The organism is Pseudomonas fluorescens (assembly GCF_002837185.1).
GTDB classification, from domain to species: domain Bacteria; phylum Pseudomonadota; class Gammaproteobacteria; order Pseudomonadales; family Pseudomonadaceae; genus Aquipseudomonas; species Aquipseudomonas fluorescens_AM.
In genome coordinates, this window is the sequence record NZ_KZ478016.1 from 1 (window position 1) to 19,657 (window position 19,657).

Sequence of the window (19,657 nt, forward strand, 5' to 3'; positions counted from 1 at the left end):
CAAGTTGAGGAGCTTCAAGTTGCCCGCTCAGATATTTCTCAGCGAGAACACCGTTGATATGCCCTATGCGCAAAACGGGAGTTTCCCATGAGCCTGCGCACTGTGATCGCCCGCTGCCTCGGCGAACGCGACGCATTGTCCGTCGCCCGCGAGCAAGCCGCCCACTGGCAACCCTGGCTGCAACCCATCAGCACCGACTCCCCTGTCGGCGAAGACCCCGGCTACGACGATGACTTCCTGCGCATGCGTGAAGAGGTCAACAAGCTCTCGGGCGCCGATGCCGAGCAGGTGGCCCAACTGGCGCAGAAGCTGCTGATCCACAGCTGCAAGGACCTGCGCGTTGCCACCTATTACCTGTGGGCACGCTTACACAAGGACGGTGAAGTCGGTCTGGCCGACGGCCTGAGCCTGCTGGCAGCGCTGGTGGAACGCTTTGCCGACGCAGTGCTGCCCATCCGCCCCAACAGCCGCAAGATGGCCCTGGAATGGTTGGCCGGCGCCAAGATGCTGGACACGCTGTCGCTGTACCCGGAAGTGGTCAAGGCCGAGGCCGAGCGCACTGCCGCAGCACTCGCCTGGCTGGAGCGCGGGCTGGGTGCGTGGCCGCAGGAGCAGCGTCCACATTTGGAGCCCCTGTATGCCGCCCTGTCCGCGAGGTTGGCGCAGTCCGGTGGCATGGACGCCTTGGTGCCGCAGAATACTGCCAGCCATGATGCGACTGCACAGGCGCCAGCGCCGCAGATCAAGTCCGGGCGCGACCTGTTGGACAGCGGCCGGGCCTTGGCGGGGTACCTGCGTGACCAACCTTTGGGCTGGCTGGCGGCTCACCGCCTGATGAAAAGCTTGCGTTGGGACACGGTGCATCAGGCCCCACCGCAGGATACGAACAACAACACGCGCCTGACACCACCGCGTGGAGACTATCGGGCGCTGCTCAAACGTTTGTACCTGCAACAGAACTGGGCGGAGTTGATCGAGCAGGTCGAGCGGATCTATTCCGAGGGCGTGAACCATTTCTGGCTGGACTTGCAGTGGTACCTGTATCAGGCGCTGAGCAAACAACCCGCGCCGCAGGATCGCTGGGCCGATATCGCCAAGCGTGACCTGGGCATGTTCCTTGAGCGCCTGCCGGGTCTGGACGTGCTGTGCTGGAGCGACGGCAGCCCGTTTGCCGACGAAACCACCCGCGAGTGGATTGCCCAGCACGTCAGCGGCAACCAGCCCCAGCCTTGGTTACCCGTACCCTCGGCGGCACCGGCCACTGGCGATACCGACATCCTGTCCCTGGAAGGCGAGGCCGTGGCCCAGGCTGACAGCGACGGCGTGGATCAGGCACTGGCCTGGCTGGCCGCACGCCCTGGTATCCACACCGGGCGCCAACGCTGGTTGTTGCGCCTGTTGATGGCGCGGGTAGCCGAGCAGTACAGCAAGAGCGACCTGGCCATCCATCTGTTGGCCGAACTGGACGCCACGGCGCAACGCCAGGCCTTGGCCGAGTGGGAGCCGGAGCTGAGTTTCGAGGTCAAGGCGCGCCTGCTCAAACTGCTGCGGGTCAAAGCCCAGCGCAATGACGCCGACAAACCCACCCTGGCGCGGCGCATGGAAGCTTTGCTGGCGGCGCTGGTAGCCATCGATCCGGTCCGCGCCGCAGTGCTTTGCGGCTAACCCTCCTACATCGGGATTCTTTCTGTGAGCATGGACAATCTGACACTGCGCTATTTCGATGCCGAAATGCGCTACCTGCGCGAGGCCGGCAAGGAGTTCGCGGACGCGTTCCCGGACCGGGCCGCGCAGCTCAACCTGGACAAACCGGGCGCACAGGATCCCTATGTGGAGCGCCTGTTCGAGGGCTTCGCCTTCCTGATGGGTCGTCTGCGGGAAAAGCTCGACGATGACCTGCCGGAGCTGACCGAAGGCCTGGTCAGCCTGCTGTGGCCGCATTACTTGCGCACCATTCCGTCGCTTTCGGTGGTCGAACTGGTGCCCGACCTTGCGCAGATGAAGCGCAGCGAGTTGATCGCTCAGGGCTTTGAGGTGCTGTCGCAACCCATCGGGCCACAACGCACCCGTTGCCGTTACACCACCACCCAGGACGTGACCCTGCGACCGCTGGCGTTGGAGTCGGTGGGGCGCGGTCATGAAATGGATGGTCGCTCGGTGTTGCGCCTGCGCTTTGCCTGTGGGGCGTTGACGGACTGGAGCCTGATCGATCTCAGCCGTTTGCCGCTGTACCTGAATGCCGATGCGCCGCTGGCCAGTGCGTTGCATCAGGCGCTGACCTTGAATGCGCAAGCGCTGTATGTGCGCTGGCCCGGCCAGACCGAACGCCAGCCACTGACCGCGCATTTTGCACCCAAGGGATTTGCCGATGAAGACCGGCTGTGGCCCAAGGGTGACAGCGCCTTCAGCGGTTACCAGCTGTTGTTGGAATATTTCAGCTTTCGTGAAAAATTCATGTTCGTGACCTTGTGTGGCTTGGAGCAGTTGAAGATTGCACCCGGTACCGCCTGGTTCGAGCTTGAAGTGGTGTTGCGTGAACCTTGGCCGGCCAACTTCGACTTGAACAGCGAACACATCCGCTTGCACGCGGTACCGGTGATTAATTTGTTTGCGCTGGAGGCCGACCCGTTGACCCTGGCGCCCTTGCAAGCCGACTATCTCCTGCGTCCGATGCGCCTGCAGGACGGCCATACGGAGATCTATTCGGTGGACCGGGTCACCGCGTCGAGGAACGCCGAACGGCAAGACTATGTGCCGTTCACCAGCTTTCGCCACAAGGGCGGCATGCTGCGCTTTGATGCCCCGGAACGCTACTTTCATACACGCCTGAAGCGCGCAGCGAATGGCCTGCATGACACTTGGCTGATTCTGGGCGGCGAGGGCTTTGACAAGGACCGCCTGTGCGAGCGCGAAAGCCTGTCGTTGCGCTTGACCGGCACCCACGGCCAGTTGCCGCGCAAGGCGCTGCAAAGCACTTTGCTCGATACGGTGGTGCAGTCCACCCAGTCCGGTTTGCGCGTGCGCAACCTGTGTGCGCCGACCTTGCCGTGCTACCCACCGAACCGCGACCGCTTTCACTGGCGGGTGCTCAGTCACTTGGGCTCGAACTTCCTGCCGATGCTCGACAACGCCGAGGTGCTGCGCGGCACCCTGGCGCTGTACGACTGGACCGGCAGCGAGCTCAATCGCCGTCGTCTGGCGGCGATTGTCGAGGTCAAACATCATTTGGTGCAGCGTTTCGAGAAAGGCTTTCTGCTGCGCGGGGTGGATATCGAAATCACCCTGGATGCCAATGGCTTTTCAGGGGAGGGCGACATCAGCCTGTTCGGCGAGATGCTCAATCGCTTCTTCTCCTTGTATGCCGACATTCATCTGTACACCCAGCTCACGCTGATCCTGCAACCTACTGGAAAGTGCCTGCGATGGAACGAGAACCACAGTCAGCGTATTCCCGGCTGAAAGCCGACGGTCTGCTCGACGCCCTGCAGGACCAAGTGGCTGAGGCTAACCTGTACCGCTTTTGCCAGTTGCTGGAACAGGCTTTGCCCGATCACCCGCCCTTGGGCAGCACCGCGCACCCGGCCGATGACGCCGTGCGCTTTCGGCCCGATCCGGGCATGGGCTTTCCGGCCAGCGAGTTGAAGGCGATTGAAACCGATGACGCTCACCCGGAGCGCCCGGCAACCATACGCACGCGTCTGCTCGGGTTGTACGGGGTCGACTCGCCGATGCCGACGGTGTTTCTGGATGACATCGCGCAGCGCCGGGAAGGGCATGAAGCGTTGGAAGCCTTCCTGGATATTTTCAACCACCGGATCTTCACTCAGTTCTACCGGATCTGGCGCAAGTATTCCTACCCGGCGACGTTCGAAGCAGGCGGCACTGATGCCACCTCGCAATGCCTGTTGGGCCTGATCGGCCTGGGCATTCCGGGCACCGCCCAGCAGATCGCCACGCCGGTCTCGCGCTTTCTGGCCCTGCTCAGTGTGATGCGCCTGCCCACGCGCAATGCTGAGGGCATCACTGCGCTGGTCAAGTTGCTGGCGCCCAACACCCAGGCGCAGGTGACCCCGCATTGGCCACTGAGAATTGCGCTGGAACAGCCGGCCAGCCTTTCCCGCCAACGGCCAGTCAGTTTGTCCCAGGGGACGCCGTTGGGCAGCGTCGGCTTGGATGCCAACAGCCAACTGCGGCTGACGCTCTACACCGAAGACACGCAGGAAGCCAGCGGCTGGTTGCCCGGTGGTGAGTTGTACAGCGACCTGCTGGTGCTGCTACGCGTGTACCTCGGGTGGCGCTGCACGGCGAAACTGCAGTTGTCATTGCCAGTGCACAGCCTGCCCGCACCGGTGTTGGGGCAAGCACCTATTCGGCTCGGCATGACCGGGGTGCTGGGTTTGGGAAGCGATGCCTGGCAGGTGGCGGAACACGACACGCTCACGATCAACCTGGGCCGCTACCAAGGCCTTTCGATTAATCCCCACAACAGAGAAACACAGCATGTTGCGTACCATTTTTAGTCTGGTGATGTTCGCGGCGCTCGGCGGGTGTGGTCTGGCCCAGACCGTCGCGGATGGCACGGCATCCACCGCCAAGGCGATCTTCTACAAGCAGGTGAAAACCCTGCACCTGGATTTCAGTGCACGCACGGCGCTCAACACCGCCGCCACGGACATGAGCGCCTTGTCGGTGCCGACCCTGGTGCGGGTGTACCAACTGCGCGACAGCAAAGCGGTAGAGCAGGCAACATACGACGGGCTGTTGGGCGATGACAATCAACTGCTGGCGAGCGCCTTGTTGGACAAACGCTCGGTGGTGGTAAAACCCGAGGAGGGCGCCCAGTTGAACGTACCGATGGACAAGGACGCTCAGTTCGTCACGGTGGTGGCGTTGTTTCGCAGCCCCGATACCCAATTGAACACCTGGCGCCTGACGTTGACCCGCGATGACCTGGACCCGGACCGGGCGCGGGTTATCGAGCTGGGGGATAACCGCTTGACCCTGCGGCCCTTGGTAAAGGACTGAGCCATGACCGAGTACAACCCCTCGCTGTACGAAAGGCTGCTGCAAAATTTCGACGGTGAGTTGGACTTGCATCGCGTCAGCGAGGAGGACCAGCACGCCCTGTCGGTGCTGGACAACCTGCAGCGCATCCTCAATAGCCGTGCCGGTGCGCTCAGCCATCTGCCCGATTACGGGCTGCCGGACATGGGCTTGATCCTGCAGGGGTTGCCCGCCACCGCCCATGGTTTGATCGGCACCATGACCGCCACCTTGCTCAAGTACGAACCGCGTCTGGCGGCGGTCGCCATCGCCCTGCAGCCCCAGACGCTGCCGGGGCACTTGGAGTACGCCCTGGACGCGCAACTCAAGGATGGGCAGCACGTGAGCTTCGGCACCACCCTGGCGCCCGAGGGCAAAGTGCTGGTACGCCACTTGAAGCGACAGCAGTACCTGACCAAGCCTTGAACCTATAACGGAAGGGAAGCCTGATGACAGCGTTGTTTGAGATGCGTATTCGAGTCGGCGGTGATCCGCGCGGCTTCAGTGAATTTACAGTAGTGCGCGATGAGCTGGCCAAGCTCAGCCATCCTGCCTGCCCGGATGTGGACTGGGCCAAGGTGGAGCAAAGCTGCCTGGCGCTGTTCCAACACAATGGCGCCGACCTTCAGACCGCGTGTTTTTACACCTTGGCACGCGGTCAGCGTCATGGGCTGGAGGGCATCACCCAAGGCGTGGTGTTGCTCGAAGCCCTGAGCCGCGAGTGGGCAGGCCTGTGGCCGTCGATGGCGTCAGTGCGCCTGGACCTGTTGGGGTGGCTGTTCGATCAACTGCAACTGCTGATGCGCAGCGTGGCGATGACCGCCCACAGTGTGCCCGCGCTGGTTCAACTGGACACCGAACTGGCACGTTTGCATGCGCGTTTACTTCCTCAGGGCGCTAATCCTCTGCTGACATTGCAGGCTCTGCGCCACCAGGTGGGCAGCCTGATCCAGCGCCTTGAACAAAGCTATGCATCGGGCGAAAGGGTGCTGGCTCCCGTTAGGGCGATAACGCCGACATGGGTGACACCTGTGGTGATCCTGCCGCCCCCTGACGTGGAGCCACGCAGGCGGCGCCTGGCCTTATGGTTATTTGCCGGGACGCTGATTATCGCCTTGCTCGCGGGACTCGGTTGGCGGACATGGCTGACACATCAAGCCCCTCCACCCCTCATGCCCGAACCCGTGCGATTGGACAGCCTGTCGCTGTTCGATGCCGGCAGCGCAACCCTGAAGCCTGGCTCGACCAAAGTACTGATCAATGCCCTGGTCGGTATCAAAGCCCAACCGGGCTGGCTGATCGTGATCGCCGGGCACACCGATGCGACCGGAGTTATGGAGCAAAACCTGGCCCTGTCCCACGCCCGCGCCTCAGCCGTGCGCGACTGGATGCAGCAGATGGGCGACATCGCCGACAGTTGTTTCGCGGTGCAGGGCTTGGCGGACAATCAGCCGATCGCCAGCAATGCGACCGAGGCTGGACGTACCGCTAATCGGCGTGTGGATATCCAGCTGGTGCCACAGGTTGGAGCCTGTGAGCAGACCGCATTGGCGGGGGAGAGTGGTCAATCATAAAGGGCGGCGCAAGTGTTCATCTTTATAGCCTGACTGTAGCAGCGGCCCCGTTATGCTGACTTGCTTTTTGCACCGGTGAGCACAGTGACAAGGGCGTGCCTGCAAGCGCTGCGCAACGCTGTCCATCGAACACATTTATGTTCTTGGAATTCAAATGTATTCGATGGGATAGATGGCTTGTGAGCGTCCAAGGACATGTGACGCCCTGCGTGACGTGCTTGAGCATCACGCGGTATCCGCTACCCCGCGCTATGGCGTTGCTCATATCTATCTATTCCTCCAACGATCATTCATTGCCTAGGCTGGCGGCTTCAACAGCTACCTTTGAAGAGTGACTTCATGTCTGAAAGCAATCCACTGCTACAGCCCTACGACTTGCCCCCGTTCTCAGCCATCCGGGCTGAACACTTGGTGCCTGCCATTGAGCAGATCATCACTGAAAGCCGCAGCACCACCTCCACGATCATTGCCAGCCAGGCGCCATTCCCCACCTGGGACGATCTGGTGCAGGCGGTGGAGGCGTTGGAGGCTCGCCTGGATGGCGTTCTCAAAGTTATTGAACTGCTTGACTCTATTCCCCAAGAGGCGACTTGGAAGCAGGCATCACACCGCAGTTATGAGCTGGCAATGCAGTACAAAGCCGAGTTGGCCGGGAACAACGATCTGTATCAGCTTCACCGGCAACTTGCCGACAGCCCGATCGCGGCCCTCTTCAATGAACAACGCCACAGTACGTTGCGTAAAATCTTGCGCAAGTACCACGTGGCGGGTCTTGATCTTTCTCCTGAGAAACAGCTGCTTCTGAAAGCGTTGAACCGGCAAATCGATGAGTTCAGTCAGGAGTTCCTGCGCCGTGTGAGTGACTCCGGCGACGCATGGCGCAAGCACATTCAAGACAAGACGCTGCTGAGCGGACTGCCTGACGCCACCCTGGCACGCATGGAGGTCGCGGCTCGGGACGCAGGTCTGGATGGCTGGTTATTAACCCTTTCCGAGCAATCCTTTCGGGATGTGATGAGCTACGCCGAGCATCGAGCCTTGCGCCAGGACATGATGGTGGCATATTACAGCCGTGCCGTGGACACCGGTCCTGACGCCATTGCCACCGACAATGAACCGATTCTGACAGTGTTGCTCGACAGTCGTCACCAGAAAGCACAATTGCTGGGCTATGCCAACTTCGCCGAACTGGCGCTGGTGGAACAAATGGCGGAGACGACCGATGAGGTCATTGCATTTTTGCACCACCAGGTTGATCAGGCACGCCCGACATTTGCCCATGAGGCGCAACAACTGCAACGTTATGCCGCGCAGCGGGGGGTCGATGCTCTGGAACCCTGGGACCTCAGCTATTTTGCGGAAAAAATTCGCCAGGACGTGGCTGGCGTCTCCCAGGATCAAGTGCGCAATTACTTCCCGTTGGACACGGTGCTGCAACGCTTGTGCACGTTCACCAAAACGCTGTTCGGCGTTGAGCTGATTGAACAGACCACTGTAGAAACCTGGCACCCGGATGTGCGGGTATTTGAGCTCAGGGAGTACTCGGCGCCGATTGGACATTTGTTTATTGACTGTTATCGGCGCGTGGTGGGCGGCGAGGTTGGCGCCGCCATGGGTTTGCGCAATCACCGAATGACTGCCGAGGGGCGCCCACAACGGCCCATAGCCGTGCTACGCAGCCAGTTGCCACGACCGACTGGGACCGAGCCCTGCTTGCTCGATCATCTGCAATTGAGGGTCTTATTGCATGAGTTCGGCCACTGCCTGCAGCACCTGTTGACCGCCGCCCCCTACCGGGCGATTTCGGGTATGGCCCAATTAAGCCATGATGCGACGGAATTCTTCGGCCAAGTGCTGGAGCAGTTCTGCTTTACTCCGTCGTTCCTGATCTATCTATCTGGCCATTTGCACACGGGAGAACCCTTGCCTGACAAAATGGCGACTCAAATGAGCCGATTCGTTCACACCCAGACCAGTCAGGAAACCGCCAGTATTTTGCTCACGGGCCTGGTCGATTTCGATTTGCACCGTACCTATGGCGACGGGCGCACACCTCATGAAGTATTCACCCAGGCCAACGTTGAAGTCGGGCATTTGCAGTGGCCTGATGGCGCCCGTCCGATCAACAGCTTCGAACAGCCGATGGGCAGCTATGGGGCCAAACTGTATTCCTACAAGTGGTCCGGTGTTCTGGCCCGCCAGGCTTTTGAGCGGTTTGAGCGTGATGGCCTATTCAACTCAGAGACCGGTAAAGCTTTCCGTGACCTGTTCATCACCGAGGGCGATACCCGTACGTTGTTGAGCTCGCTTGCGCTTTTTCGGGGTGAAGGCGAGCGATGTGTCGAGCATTCCACCGGAGCCTGAATCGCTCCTGCATATATAGCGCCACGGCTGACACTTGAAACGCCAGAGTGATCTTTTCAGATCACTCACCGCTGCTCACCTCGGCAGCCAATGCGGCATGGAGAGCATTCAATGGCCACTGACCACCCACCTTATTTTTTCAGCGAAACCCAAACCGATCGCACGCAACTGAGCGAGCGCCAACGCACACGCAATTTTACCCTCAAGGACCTTGACTGGTTCGATTGCGTTTATCTGGCCACCGATGCTTTGCGCCGGGCACAAAAAGCGCCGATGCACGTCCAGACCCTGCAACTGAACCTGCACGCTCACCCGGCTATTGAATTGGCGGGTGCATTCGTCATGAGCCCCGCCCCAGAAGGCGGGGTTGTTCTCTATACACCCGCCCGGGGTCTGGAAAAGCTGGGAAGCCACGAAGCCCTCAAGACGCAACTAGGTGCATGGCTCAAAGACGCGTCGCAGCGCCAAGCGTTGCTTGACTACCTTTCCATCTCCCAGCAGGTGACCCTGACGCCCACTGCGGCCCTGACGATTACCACACATACCGTGGCCGGCGCTGTCTTCGAGGCACAACATACGACTCTCTCCAACAACCTGCGCGAAAATGCTCGTTTGATGCGTGAGGAGCTGCTCCTGCTGCCCAGTTTCACTTCTCTGCTGGATGAGTACATTTGCGCTGAATTGGCGCAGTCTTTTGCGGGTGTCGACCAGCGTCAAATCCACGTGCAGAGTGATGTCATCGACGCATCCAGCGAATCAGTTAACTTTGATACGCCAACGTCCCGACACACCACCACCCGCACCCTGAGCGAAACCGTCCTCAGGTATTTCGTCGCCAATGGCTGGCCTGCCGGTGAAACCCGGCGCTACTACAATCCCCAACGCGTCCCTGCCACCCAGCAGCCCACTCAGGCGGCTGATGATCAGTTGCGTTGGGACGTATCAGTGCAAGGATTGGCCCGGGGCTTGAAAGCGCATATGAAGCAACAGCCCAAGACATTCTGGACGCTGCCGGCTGCCACCGGGTCGTCGCGGCTACAACTGTTTACCAGTGCCATGGCCAATGCCTTCTTCACGGTAGCGCTGGAGCAACAACAGCAAACTACCATAACGGTTGACCAGCGCCTGCAACTGCAGGCCTTGCCGCTCAAGGCTGCGCTGCCCGCGACAACGCTTGCTCCCGCGCTTGATGTTGAAAAGGCGCTGCTGAGCGAGCCTGGACAGTCCGCCGCCGAGCTGGCGGGCACACTCATCATCAGCAGTAACAAGAGCGACGATGGCTCGCCCTGGCTGCTCTATACCCCTCACCAAGGCCTGCAATCGTTTACCGACCTGGGTACACTCAAAACCCAACTTCTTGATGATCTCAACCCCCGCCAGCATGCCGATGCCTGGAGAAATCATCTGTCCAGGCCGGAGCGCTATAACGAAGTCGACCTGCTGGCCTGCGACGTCACCACAGCCCCGATCACCGGGGTTATTTTCCAACGCATCATGGAGGGCATCATCGAAAAACAAGGTCGCAACCTGGAATACGCCCTTGATCAGTATCGCCTGAGCCGGGGCACGATGGACCTCAACGCCCTGGTCGATCATGTGCTGGATGTGCGTGGCATGATTGCCCCCCACTTACGCACCTTCGAACCCATGGGCCGCTGGAGTACCCAACTGGCCGACACCTGGACTGCAACGGCGACCGAACCCAGCGTTCCGCCAACGCTTGCTGCGTTGCGCACCACTGCGCATCTACTTGAAAACGTCAGCGCCGACCTCGAACAACACGTAGCGTTGCGGCCCTCGCTGGAGCGTTCTGCCACCACTTATCTCAACACCAAGCTGCACGCTATCAAACAGGCGCACCTGCAGGCCGCGTGCCTCTCGGTACGCCACTACAGCAACCCTTCAAGTGATACTGACAAACCTCAACTGCTGTCATCCAGCAGCATGGTCGACTATTTCCTGGCGCGCTTATGTGGCGAAATGGGTCCACTCATCGATCCGCTGAACACCCACGTCTACTCAACCGTTCCTGACAAACCCGCCACCAGGATCTCAGGCATGGACATCACTGCGTTCAATTCGCTGATCGACAGCGCGGTCGGCGGTTTCAAGCAGTATCTGCGCAGAACCCACAGCGTCTACCCCAACATGGAGCTCTTGCTGAGAAGAGCAATGGAGATGGGCTTGACAGGGGAAATGCAATGCAGGCTTTGGAACAAGGCTTTATTACCCCTCGACTACGCCGTGCTCTTGAGCACTCTGGGGATTTACGCCAGGGACTTGCGCCTGAGTGTCAACGGGTTCCGCCCTGATGCGTTTTTTTTGCGGGTCGCACCTGCCGGGCAGGACACCTCGCTGCTACTCAATAACTGTTTCGTGCTGACCGAGCGTGGCGGGCTTGACCCTCAATACTGCGGTCGCTCGCTGCTATGGACACCCGCGTTGGGCCTGGAAAGTTTCTACTCATTGAATCACTTCAAAGCAGAAATGGACCGACGCCTGGCGCTCCCGGATGAACGACAGGTGTTCCTGGCGAACCTGGCGCAACCGGACTGGGATTCACAGCCGAGTTATGCACTCAGCTCCCTGGAACTGATCGAAGACAACCTCGTCGAGCACTTGCAACGTACCTGTGCTCAACAAAAAGACCGTGAACTGGCGCAAATCCTGTCCATGAACCTGTCGGTCGACCAGTTGCGTAAGCTCTGGCAGGTTCAAGCCACACAAAACCTGGCGCCCACTAACGTGCGGCGTGCCAGGGACATGGTCCAGTCGATGATCGTGCAACAGGGTTTGCAAGGCTTAGGCAATGCCAGTGCTGTGGATCAACAGCTCCATGCCGAATTGTTGGAGCAGTATCGAAATAATGTCACCGACAATCAGGATTACCTGCACGGGATCGACTCACTGGCTCAGTTCACGCGCAAGAAGCTCAGCACCTTACTGAAGGACCTTGACGATCAGGACAGCGTCACACCGGATGAAATCGAAGTCGGGCTGCCGGCGCAGGGCGGTACGCCTGCGCGCAACCAGTCGCTGCTGGGCTATGCCTTGAGTCATCAATCGTATTGGAACGATGAGGTGCCTCTGTTCGCCAGCATCGGTACAACGCCGTTGCCACCCACCCTGGCTGCGCAGACGCTGAAAACGCGGATACGGGCGCTGAACATCAACACGGCTTACCAAACGTACATCCAATCCGTACTGGGCCCGGCCAGCCCGGACGTTGAGCGACGCTCTACGCGATTTGCCAAGCAGCTGCCGTGGCAACTGATGCAATACGCTCACGGCATGACGTTACAAGGCCAGCTTTCACCGGCGGCCTTCGGGCTCATTCAACAGATCATGGACATGCCCGATGCGATCGCCCGTGCGACAGTGGTGAACGCCAACGCCATGATCCGCCCGCTGGAACTGTTGGTCGATGCCGGGAAGAAAACCATCAGGATTCCCGGGGCTTATTTGATCGGTTGCGCCTCGGGTGACGAGGGGCCTCAAGTCCTTTATGCCCCCTATAGTCCAGGCTACACCCTCAAGGAATATACCGGTGAGGCCGCCCTGCGTGCTGAGTTGATAGCCTGCGGCGCCTTACAGCGTTGGGTTCGGCTGGTGGTCCCGACCGTTGACCACACAGCACTGACAAGCGCACTGGAGCATCCCCAAGCCAGTAACACCCTTCAGCTGGCATGCAACCCCGTCAATGCGCCTCTGTTCAAACAGTTGTTCAACGACAATGTCGAGCTGCTGGCAACGCTGCTGGGCTGCCAGAAAACGGCTGATGCAGACGCTGCCTGGGACACCGCCAAGGCCGTATTCTCCGAGGGGGTGCAGCAGGCCATTGTGTTTTTTGCCGGTAAACTGGCTTACCCCGTGGTGGTCTGGCAGAGCTATAAACTGTTCAAGGCTTCTGCCGAAGAACTGCAGGGACACCAATGGCATGAAGCGCTGGGTCATTTCATCGGCGGGGTCGCCTTGCTGGTCGGTTTGCGCGATTCCATGCCGCTTGTTTCAGAGGGCGGCCCATCCTCGGCACCCGAGCCCATGCCGCCGCCTGCCACACCCGTGACCTCTGTGGTGTCCTGGCCGGCGCTGGACATTACCGCTGCGCCACGCACCCGGCTCCAGCGTTTCGAAGTCCTTGAGCCGAGCCTGGCCAGCCTGATCAAAGACACCTCACTCAATCTCTACCGATCAGCCTCCAACCACTACTACGCGGCGGTGGCAGGGAAAGTCTACCAAGTCATCAAGCATGGCCTGGGTTGGCGCATCACCGGCAGTGGAGAAGTCGGTCCGGTGGTGCACAGCAACGCACAACAATGGATGCTCAGTAGCACTGACCCATTGCTGACGGGGCGACGAGCCATTGCGCGACTGACCAATCGCTTCTACTCCGAGCCATTTGCGCGCCCCAGTATGAATATAGTGGCCAGCGGCATGCGCGAGATTCGAGCGCTTTACACGCAGGAGTCGTTGATGATCACCGAGGCACTCGCCTTGGCAACATTCTATGCAACGAACGCCCAGGAAAATTTGCGCCTGCTCGCACACACCCCCCTTGCTGCACCTGAACTGGCCAAACAGATCAAAACGTTTTTTGGTTTGCAGACGCTTGAGGTCGAACACCTTGAAAAAATTCAGGAGATTGTCGACAAGGTGTGCAGCGCGCTGATGGAACCTTCCCTGGCCTCGCCGGACTCAACCCGATTTGTCATTGGGTACTCCCGCATGCCGGCCCAGACGGGCGCCTACAAGGTGTTGGCCTTTACGGTTGTCCCCGACCCGCTTCAATTGCTGTACTTGACCGAAGCATTTTTCAATCCGGGTCTGAAATACAGTCACCTGTTGATAAAGCCGTTCTACGTCAACGTCCATGCCCGTGCGACCACCCTCATTCACGAAATCACTCATCATGTATGTGCGACGTTGGACTTGGCTTACGTGCAGTCCACCCATCCCTTTCATGACCTGATTGATCCCCAGACCGCTACGGGCAGTCACACTAAAGCGGCCCTGGAAAACCGCCAGCTTTCAAGACTGTCGCTCAACACCCCGACTCAGGAGTTGTTCCAGGTTGTCGATATTGCCACCGGCCTCAAAACAGACCCTGCCACGGGCACGTCAACACAGCCTGTACTCGACAGGCTACTCACTGTCACAGGCACCCAAACCCTCGGCGATGCGCGGCGCGTTTTCCGTACTGATCCGCTTAAACGCATCCTGACGGTACTTAACAACGCCGACTCCGTCGCCTATCTGGTTGCACAGCTGGGACGTCGAAAGAAAATATAGTTTTCGCCCGCCGTGACCTGCCACCGGCATCCTGGGACCAAGGCCTTGCGTTCAGCGATTACAGGTTGCGCCGGCCGGTGATCGGTGCGTCGTGAGCACCCTGGTTGGCCAAGTCGAGCTTGCGTAGCCAGGTGCTTATGGCTTCAACGAGTTCTATCTTGCACTCCACCGGCAACCAATGCCCGCCGGGCAGGCTTGTCACGCTGAGATCTGTGCAGGCCGCTCGCATTGGATCGCCCAGCTGATTACCGTTGATGGTGTTCATCTGATCGTAATCACCGTTCACAAACAGGACTGGCAATGACAAAAGGCCGCCGTTGCACGCCCGGTGGGCATACGCAATGTTGGCATCGTCGTTTAAATACCACGCGCAGGGCGCGCGGAAACCATGCGCCTGGAAATTGCGCACCCATTCAGCGAAGTCTGCCTGCGGCCAGAGCGCAAGGTCTGGCTGGGTGAGGGGAGCCCGGTGCGCTTGGCCAAACCGCCCGCCTTTGCGGGTCACTTCGGCATTGGCTGCAATCTTGCCGATACTCGCCGGGTCGCCTCGTCGATAAATCGACGCCAGCGATGCGGCTTTATCCGCATCCAGATCAGCGACAGCGCACGTAAAGTGCGTGGTGTAGTAGCGGTAATAATCCCATTGACCGTCCGGATACTTGTCCGCCGGATAGATCGAGCGGTCAACGAGCGGCACGAGCGTCGGCAAGGCGTTAGTGGTGGGGAAGTACGGCACCGAAACCAATACAACACCGCGGCTGCGCTGAGGTTCATGCGCGACCAGTTCACCCGCCACCACGCTGCCCCAATCGTGGCCCACCCAAATGGCGGGCATGCCACCGAGATGGTCATGAAGCTCTGCCATGTCGGCCACGATGTTTTCGATGGTGTACGCATCAGTGGGCGCGGGTGCAGAAGAACTACCATAACCGCGCATGTCAGGTGCAACGCAGTGCCAACCTTGTGCAGCGAATGCGTGTATCTGTGCGCGCCAGATCAGGCTGAGCTGCGGCCAACCGTGCAGGAACACCATCAATGTACCATCGACCGGCCCCATCTCTACATAGTGCGTCGTATGGCGGGGGGTAGTGAGAACACGCGAGGTCAGTTTGGAAGTGGACACGGTATCTCCTCATGCTGCGTCGGCTGATGAACGCGAAGCGGCCACACTGTAGTGAGCGGCAGGCTTCATGTTTCGTTCCATTCTGCGCCCACGCCAGATTCCCTCTTTGTTCAGTGCACAGGGGCTCGGACACCCTGGCAGGTCATCCAATGGTCATAAAGCAGACGGAAGGCATATCAGGATTCTAAAGTTGCGAGGCGCTGGGCAGATAACCCCTATGTCGCCTATATCCGCAACACTGTTCAAGGATCGAACTCATGACCCAGCGTCAATCCGTCCGCATTCCCCTTCCTGGTCATCCGCGTTTTTGCTGGTTTGCTCTTATCCCGGTAGTGCCTGGCGTTGTGTGGTTGCTGTTGCAATCAGCCTCCACGGCCAACCTGGTGGCGTGTGCGGTACTGGTGTTGCTTGGTCTGGGGGCCTGTGCCTGGAGCACAAATTCACAGCGCAAGGCTGTGTTGCGCGCGGTGTCGCGGGCGCAGGCGGATCAGTCAACTGTGGACGCGGCGCACAACGGCGCGGCTTCTCGCGCACAGCTCGATGAAGTGTTGCTGGGCGCCATGCCGATCTGGGCCAAGCAGGTGGAAAGCTCGCGGCATCAGACCGAAGAAGCGATTGTAAGCCTGGCCAACCGTTTCACCGGGATCGCCGCACGATTGCAGGAAACGGTACAGGCATCGCAGCAGGCTGCCGGTGAACTGGATGGGCAGTCCGCCGATGGCGCGCTTGAGGTGCTGGCGCGCAGTGACAGCGAACTGAGCCAGGTGATCAACTCGCTCAAGGCCACTCAGACCAGCCGTGACCAGACCCTGGCCCAGGTCCGCAGCCTCACCGCCTATACCAAGGAACTGCGGGCCATGGCCGCCGACGTGGCGGCGATTGCCGCGCAGACCAACCTGCTGGCCCTCAACGCCGCCATCGAGGCGGCGCGGGCCGGTGAGGCAGGGCGCGGCTTTGCGGTGGTGGCCGATGCGGTGCGCAGCCTGTCGAACAAATCCAGTGAAACCGGCCAGCAGATGTCGGCCAAGGTCGACATCATCAATAACGCCATCACGCAATTGGTGCAGGCCGCGTCCAGCAGTGCCGACCAGGACAGCCACTCGGTGGCCGAGTCCGAAAACAGCATTCAACGCGTGCTCGAGCGCTTCCAGAACATCACCGGGCGCCTGGCCGAATCTGCCGACCTGCTCAAGCAGGAAAGCTACGGCATCCGTGATGAGATGACCGAAGTGCTGGTCAGCCTGCAATTCCAGGACCGGGTCAGCCAGATCCTCAGCCACGTGCGAGACAACATGCAGGCCTTGCATGACCACCTCCTGCAAGCCAGCCAGGCGCCGGGCCAGGCGGTGGGCGTCGATGCCCGGCAGTGGCTCGCGCGGATGGAAGCCACCTACGCCACCGACGAGCAACGGCGCCTGCATCACGGAGTGGCGCCCGCGCAGCAGAACTCTCAAGACATCACCTTCTTTTAGGAGCACACCATGGCAAAGAATGTATTAGTGGTCGACGACTCGAGCAGCGTGCGGCAAGTGGTCGGCATCGCCTTGAAAAGCGCCGGCTACGACGTCATCGAGGCCAGCGACGGCAAGGATGCCCTGAGCAAGCTGACCGGGCAGAAAGTGCACTTGATCATCAGCGACGTGAACATGCCCAACATGGACGGCATCACCTTCGTCAAGGAGGTCAAGAAGCTGGCCAATTACAAGTTCACCCCGATCATCATGCTGACCACCGAGTCCCAGGAATCGAAGAAGGCCGAGGGCCAGGCCGCCGGCGCCAAGGCGTGGGTGGTCAAGCCGTTCCAGCCGGCGCAAATGCTGGCAGCCGTATCCAAGCTGATCCTGCCTTGACTCTCCGGCGCCAGGGAGACTGCCATGCCAATCAGCACTGAAACACTCGGCGCCAGCGCCTGCGTGCGCATTGACGGCGAACTGACGATCTACACGGTAGCGGAACTGGCGGCTGCGCTGCTGCCCCAGATCGGCGCGACTCCCCGCCTGGAGCTGGATCTGTCGCAGGTCACGGAGATGGATGGCGCCGGTTTGCAGTTGCTTGCAGTGATCCAGCGTGAGGCGGGCGTTGCCGGTACCGCCTTGAGTGTGACCGGCCAGAGCCAGGCGGTCATGCACGCACTGCAACTGTGCCGTAGCGCAGGCTTGTAGACAGCACTTCCCATGTTTTTTTGATCGACAAGGACAGTCCAGGTGAGCATCAATCTCGATCAGGCACAGCAGACATTCATCGTTGAGGCACGCGAGTTGTTGCAGGCCATGGAGCAATCCCTGCTGCAACTGGAAAGCGAGCCGGGCGACCAGGATGCCATCGGCGCGATTTTCCGCGCCGCGCACACCATCAAGGGTTCGGCGGGCCTTTTCGGCCTGGCGTCGATCGTGGGGTTCACGCATATCGTCGAAGACGTGCTTGACCGCCTGCGCGAAGGCGATGTGGCGGTGGACGGCGCATTGATCGCGCTGCTGCTCAAGTGCGGCGACCACATGCTCGAACTGGTCGAAGTGGTCGCCAACCGCGGTGAGGTGCCGACGCCTGCCGCTCTGGAGCGTGGTGAGGCATTGCGCGAGGCGCTGAGTGCCTATCAGCCGATGCGAACCGCCATTGCCAGCGTCCAACCCGCTGAAGTGGCCGACGACGCGGCGGTCGACGTGCTCTGGCACATCTCCCTGCGCTTCGGCGTGGACGTGTTCCGCAATGGCATGGACCCGCTGTCATTTCTGCGTTATCTGGAGACGTTGGGGCAGGTGATGCAGGTCACCACCCTGACCGACAGCATCCCGCCAATGGACAGCTGGGACCCGGAAAGCTGCTACCTGGGTTTCGAGATCGACCTGCGCTCGACGGCCAGCCACGCCGCCCTCAACGACGTGTTCGATTTTGTGCGTGACGACTGTGAAGTGCACATCAGTGCCGTCGACGAAGCGCCCGACAGCACTGCGGTCGTCGCTGGCGACCAGGTCACCCAGGCAGAGCAAGGCCTTGTGGCGGCGACACCGCAGCGTTCTGCGCCAGCCAGCGAGGCGAAACCCCGCGACGGCAATTACGTGCGCGTCAACGCCGACAAGCTCGACGAGCTGATCAATCTGGTCGGCGAACTGGTGATCGCCAGTGCCGGCTCAAGCCTGCTGGCCCGCTCCTGTAACAACGACCCTTTGCAAGAGGCGACCTCGACGGTATCGGGGCTGGTGGAAGAGATCCTCGATGGCGCGCTGCACCTGCGCATGATCCCCATTGGTGACACGTTCAACCGTTTTCGTCGTGTGGTGCGCGATATCAGCCAGGAACTGGGCAAGGACATCGAGCTGAACATCAGCGGTGCGGACACCGAGCTGGACAAGACCGTGGTCGAGAAAATCGGCGACCCGCTGATGCACCTGCTGCGCAACGCCATGGACCACGGTATCGAAAGCGCTGATGCGCGACAGGCGGCCGGCAAGCCGACCAAGGGCCATTTGAGCCTCAATGCCTACCACGACTCCGGGAGCATTGTCATTGAAATCGCCGACGACGGCGCCGGGCTCAACCGCGAACGCATCCTGCAAAAGGCCCAGGAACGCGGGCTGGTGGCCAGCGGCGCGGTGCTCACCGACCAGGAGATCTACAACTTGATCTTCGAAGCGGGGTTCTCCACCGCCGAGGCGGTGACCAACCTGTCCGGGCGCGGCGTCGGCATGGATGTGGTCAAGCGCAATATCACCTTGTTACGCGGCACCGTCGACCTGGACAGCCGCCCCGGCGAGGGCACGGTGGTGCGCATCCGCTTGCCGCTGACCCTGGCGATCATCAATGGGTTTCTGGTCGGCATCGACCAATCCACCTATGTGATTCCCCTGGACATGGTCCAGGAATGCATCGAGTTGGGTGAACGCCAGCGCCAGTCCAGCCGCGACGACGGCTACCTGGACCTGCGTGGCGAGGTCTTGCCGCTGGTGGACCTGCGCGAACACTTCAGCCACGAAGGCCCGGCTGCACGGCGCCAGAACGTCGTGGTGGTGCGCTACGCCGAGCACAAGGCCGGGCTGGTGGTGGATGACCTGCTCGGTGAGTTCCAGACCGTGATTAAACCGTTGGGCAAGCTGTTCGGCGCGCTGCGCGGCATCAGCGGTTCGACCATATTGGGCAGCGGCGCGGTGGCCCTGATCCTGGATGTACCGGCACTGCTCAACCAACTCGTACAACTGGAAGCCCGCACGCCCCAGGCGCCTCAATCGTCGCCGGTCGTCGCTCGCTGACGTCTTTGCAATTCCATGGA

Annotated in this window: 12 protein-coding genes and 1 pseudogene; 12 read left to right on the plus strand and 1 reads right to left on the minus strand. The window is 60.5% G+C overall.

Translation table 11 applies throughout. The features are described from left to right. Positions 1 to 87: 87 nt before the first annotated feature. The 8 genes from tssA (at position 88) to CIB54_RS22230 (ending at position 14,270) form a co-directional block, all read left to right on the plus strand. Positions 88 to 1,665 (plus strand): type VI secretion system protein TssA, encoded by a 1,578-nt coding sequence (gene tssA / locus CIB54_RS22195; RefSeq protein ID WP_101220968.1) that lies wholly within the window; start codon positions 88 to 90, stop codon positions 1,663 to 1,665. A gap of 24 nt (positions 1,666 to 1,689) precedes the next feature. Next, positions 1,690 to 3,459, plus strand: a complete 1,770-nt coding sequence (gene tssF / locus CIB54_RS22200; RefSeq protein ID WP_101220969.1) for a type VI secretion system baseplate subunit TssF — start codon at positions 1,690 to 1,692, stop codon at positions 3,457 to 3,459. Next, positions 3,423 to 4,520: a type VI secretion system baseplate subunit TssG gene (gene tssG / locus CIB54_RS22205; protein WP_065952862.1), complete on the plus strand. Its 1,098-nt coding sequence runs from the start codon at positions 3,423 to 3,425 to the stop codon at positions 4,518 to 4,520. Before tssF ends, tssG begins: the two co-directional genes overlap by 37 nt. Then, positions 4,501 to 5,025: a type VI secretion system lipoprotein TssJ gene (gene tssJ, locus CIB54_RS22210; protein WP_065952861.1), complete on the plus strand. Its 525-nt coding sequence runs from the start codon at positions 4,501 to 4,503 to the stop codon at positions 5,023 to 5,025. The genes tssG and tssJ overlap by 20 nt, the downstream gene beginning before the upstream one ends. A gap of 3 nt (positions 5,026 to 5,028) precedes the next feature. Further along, positions 5,029 to 5,469 (plus strand): type VI secretion system baseplate subunit TssE, encoded by a 441-nt coding sequence (tssE, locus tag CIB54_RS22215; RefSeq protein WP_101220970.1) that lies wholly within the window; start codon positions 5,029 to 5,031, stop codon positions 5,467 to 5,469. Between the two features lie 23 nt (positions 5,470 to 5,492). Then, positions 5,493 to 6,617 (plus strand): OmpA family protein, encoded by a 1,125-nt coding sequence (locus tag CIB54_RS22220; protein WP_101220971.1) that lies wholly within the window; start codon positions 5,493 to 5,495, stop codon positions 6,615 to 6,617. A gap of 339 nt (positions 6,618 to 6,956) precedes the next feature. Further along, complete coding sequence (locus CIB54_RS22225; protein ID WP_101220972.1) at positions 6,957 to 8,981, plus strand: M3 family metallopeptidase; 2,025 nt, start codon at positions 6,957 to 6,959, stop codon at positions 8,979 to 8,981. 111 nt (positions 8,982 to 9,092) lie between these two features. Further along, positions 9,093 to 14,270: a dermonecrotic toxin domain-containing protein gene (locus tag CIB54_RS22230; protein WP_101220973.1), complete on the plus strand. Its 5,178-nt coding sequence runs from the start codon at positions 9,093 to 9,095 to the stop codon at positions 14,268 to 14,270. 58 nt (positions 14,271 to 14,328) lie between these two features. Here the strand turns inward: CIB54_RS22230 and CIB54_RS22235 are convergent, their stop codons facing one another. Then, positions 14,329 to 15,393 carry an alpha/beta hydrolase gene (locus CIB54_RS22235; protein ID WP_101220974.1) on the minus strand — a complete coding sequence of 355 codons (1,065 nt, stop codon included), beginning with the start codon at positions 15,391 to 15,393 and terminating at the stop codon, positions 14,329 to 14,331. Positions 15,394 to 15,914: 521 nt separating this feature from the next. On the opposite strand from CIB54_RS22235, the pseudogene CIB54_RS22240 reads away from it, so the two are divergent. The 4 genes and pseudogenes from CIB54_RS22240 to CIB54_RS22255 form a co-directional block, all read left to right on the plus strand. Next, positions 15,915 to 16,865 (plus strand): annotated as a pseudogene (locus CIB54_RS22240) (methyl-accepting chemotaxis protein); the annotation flags it as partial. Between the two features lie 9 nt (positions 16,866 to 16,874). Continuing rightward, positions 16,875 to 17,243 (plus strand): response regulator, encoded by a 369-nt coding sequence (locus tag CIB54_RS22245; protein WP_010446480.1) that lies wholly within the window; start codon positions 16,875 to 16,877, stop codon positions 17,241 to 17,243. 24 nt (positions 17,244 to 17,267) lie between these two features. Continuing rightward, positions 17,268 to 17,555, plus strand: coding sequence for an STAS domain-containing protein (locus CIB54_RS22250; protein ID WP_065952854.1), 288 nt, complete (start codon positions 17,268 to 17,270; stop codon positions 17,553 to 17,555). 42 nt (positions 17,556 to 17,597) lie between these two features. Next, on the plus strand, positions 17,598 to 19,637 hold the full coding sequence (locus CIB54_RS22255) for a chemotaxis protein CheA (RefSeq protein WP_101220976.1): 2,040 nt from the start codon (positions 17,598 to 17,600) through the stop codon (positions 19,635 to 19,637). Positions 19,638 to 19,657 lie beyond the last annotated feature (20 nt).

Bases quoted from the DNA above. Each gene is read 5' to 3' on its own strand.
- tssA (WP_101220968.1), top strand. From the start codon at position 88: ATGAGCCTGCGCACTGTGATCGCCCGCTGCCTCGGCGAACGCGACGCA.
- tssG (WP_065952862.1), top strand. From the start codon at position 3,423: ATGGAACGAGAACCACAGTCAGCGTATTCCCGGCTGAAAGCCGACGGT.
- tssJ (WP_065952861.1), top strand. From the start codon at position 4,501: ATGTTGCGTACCATTTTTAGTCTGGTGATGTTCGCGGCGCTCGGCGGG.
- tssE (WP_101220970.1), top strand. From the start codon at position 5,029: ATGACCGAGTACAACCCCTCGCTGTACGAAAGGCTGCTGCAAAATTTC.
- CIB54_RS22220 (WP_101220971.1), top strand. From the start codon at position 5,493: ATGACAGCGTTGTTTGAGATGCGTATTCGAGTCGGCGGTGATCCGCGC.
- CIB54_RS22225 (WP_101220972.1), top strand. From the start codon at position 6,957: ATGTCTGAAAGCAATCCACTGCTACAGCCCTACGACTTGCCCCCGTTC.
- CIB54_RS22230 (WP_101220973.1), top strand. From the start codon at position 9,093: ATGGCCACTGACCACCCACCTTATTTTTTCAGCGAAACCCAAACCGAT.
- CIB54_RS22245 (WP_010446480.1), top strand. From the start codon at position 16,875: ATGGCAAAGAATGTATTAGTGGTCGACGACTCGAGCAGCGTGCGGCAA.
- CIB54_RS22250 (WP_065952854.1), top strand. From the start codon at position 17,268: ATGCCAATCAGCACTGAAACACTCGGCGCCAGCGCCTGCGTGCGCATT.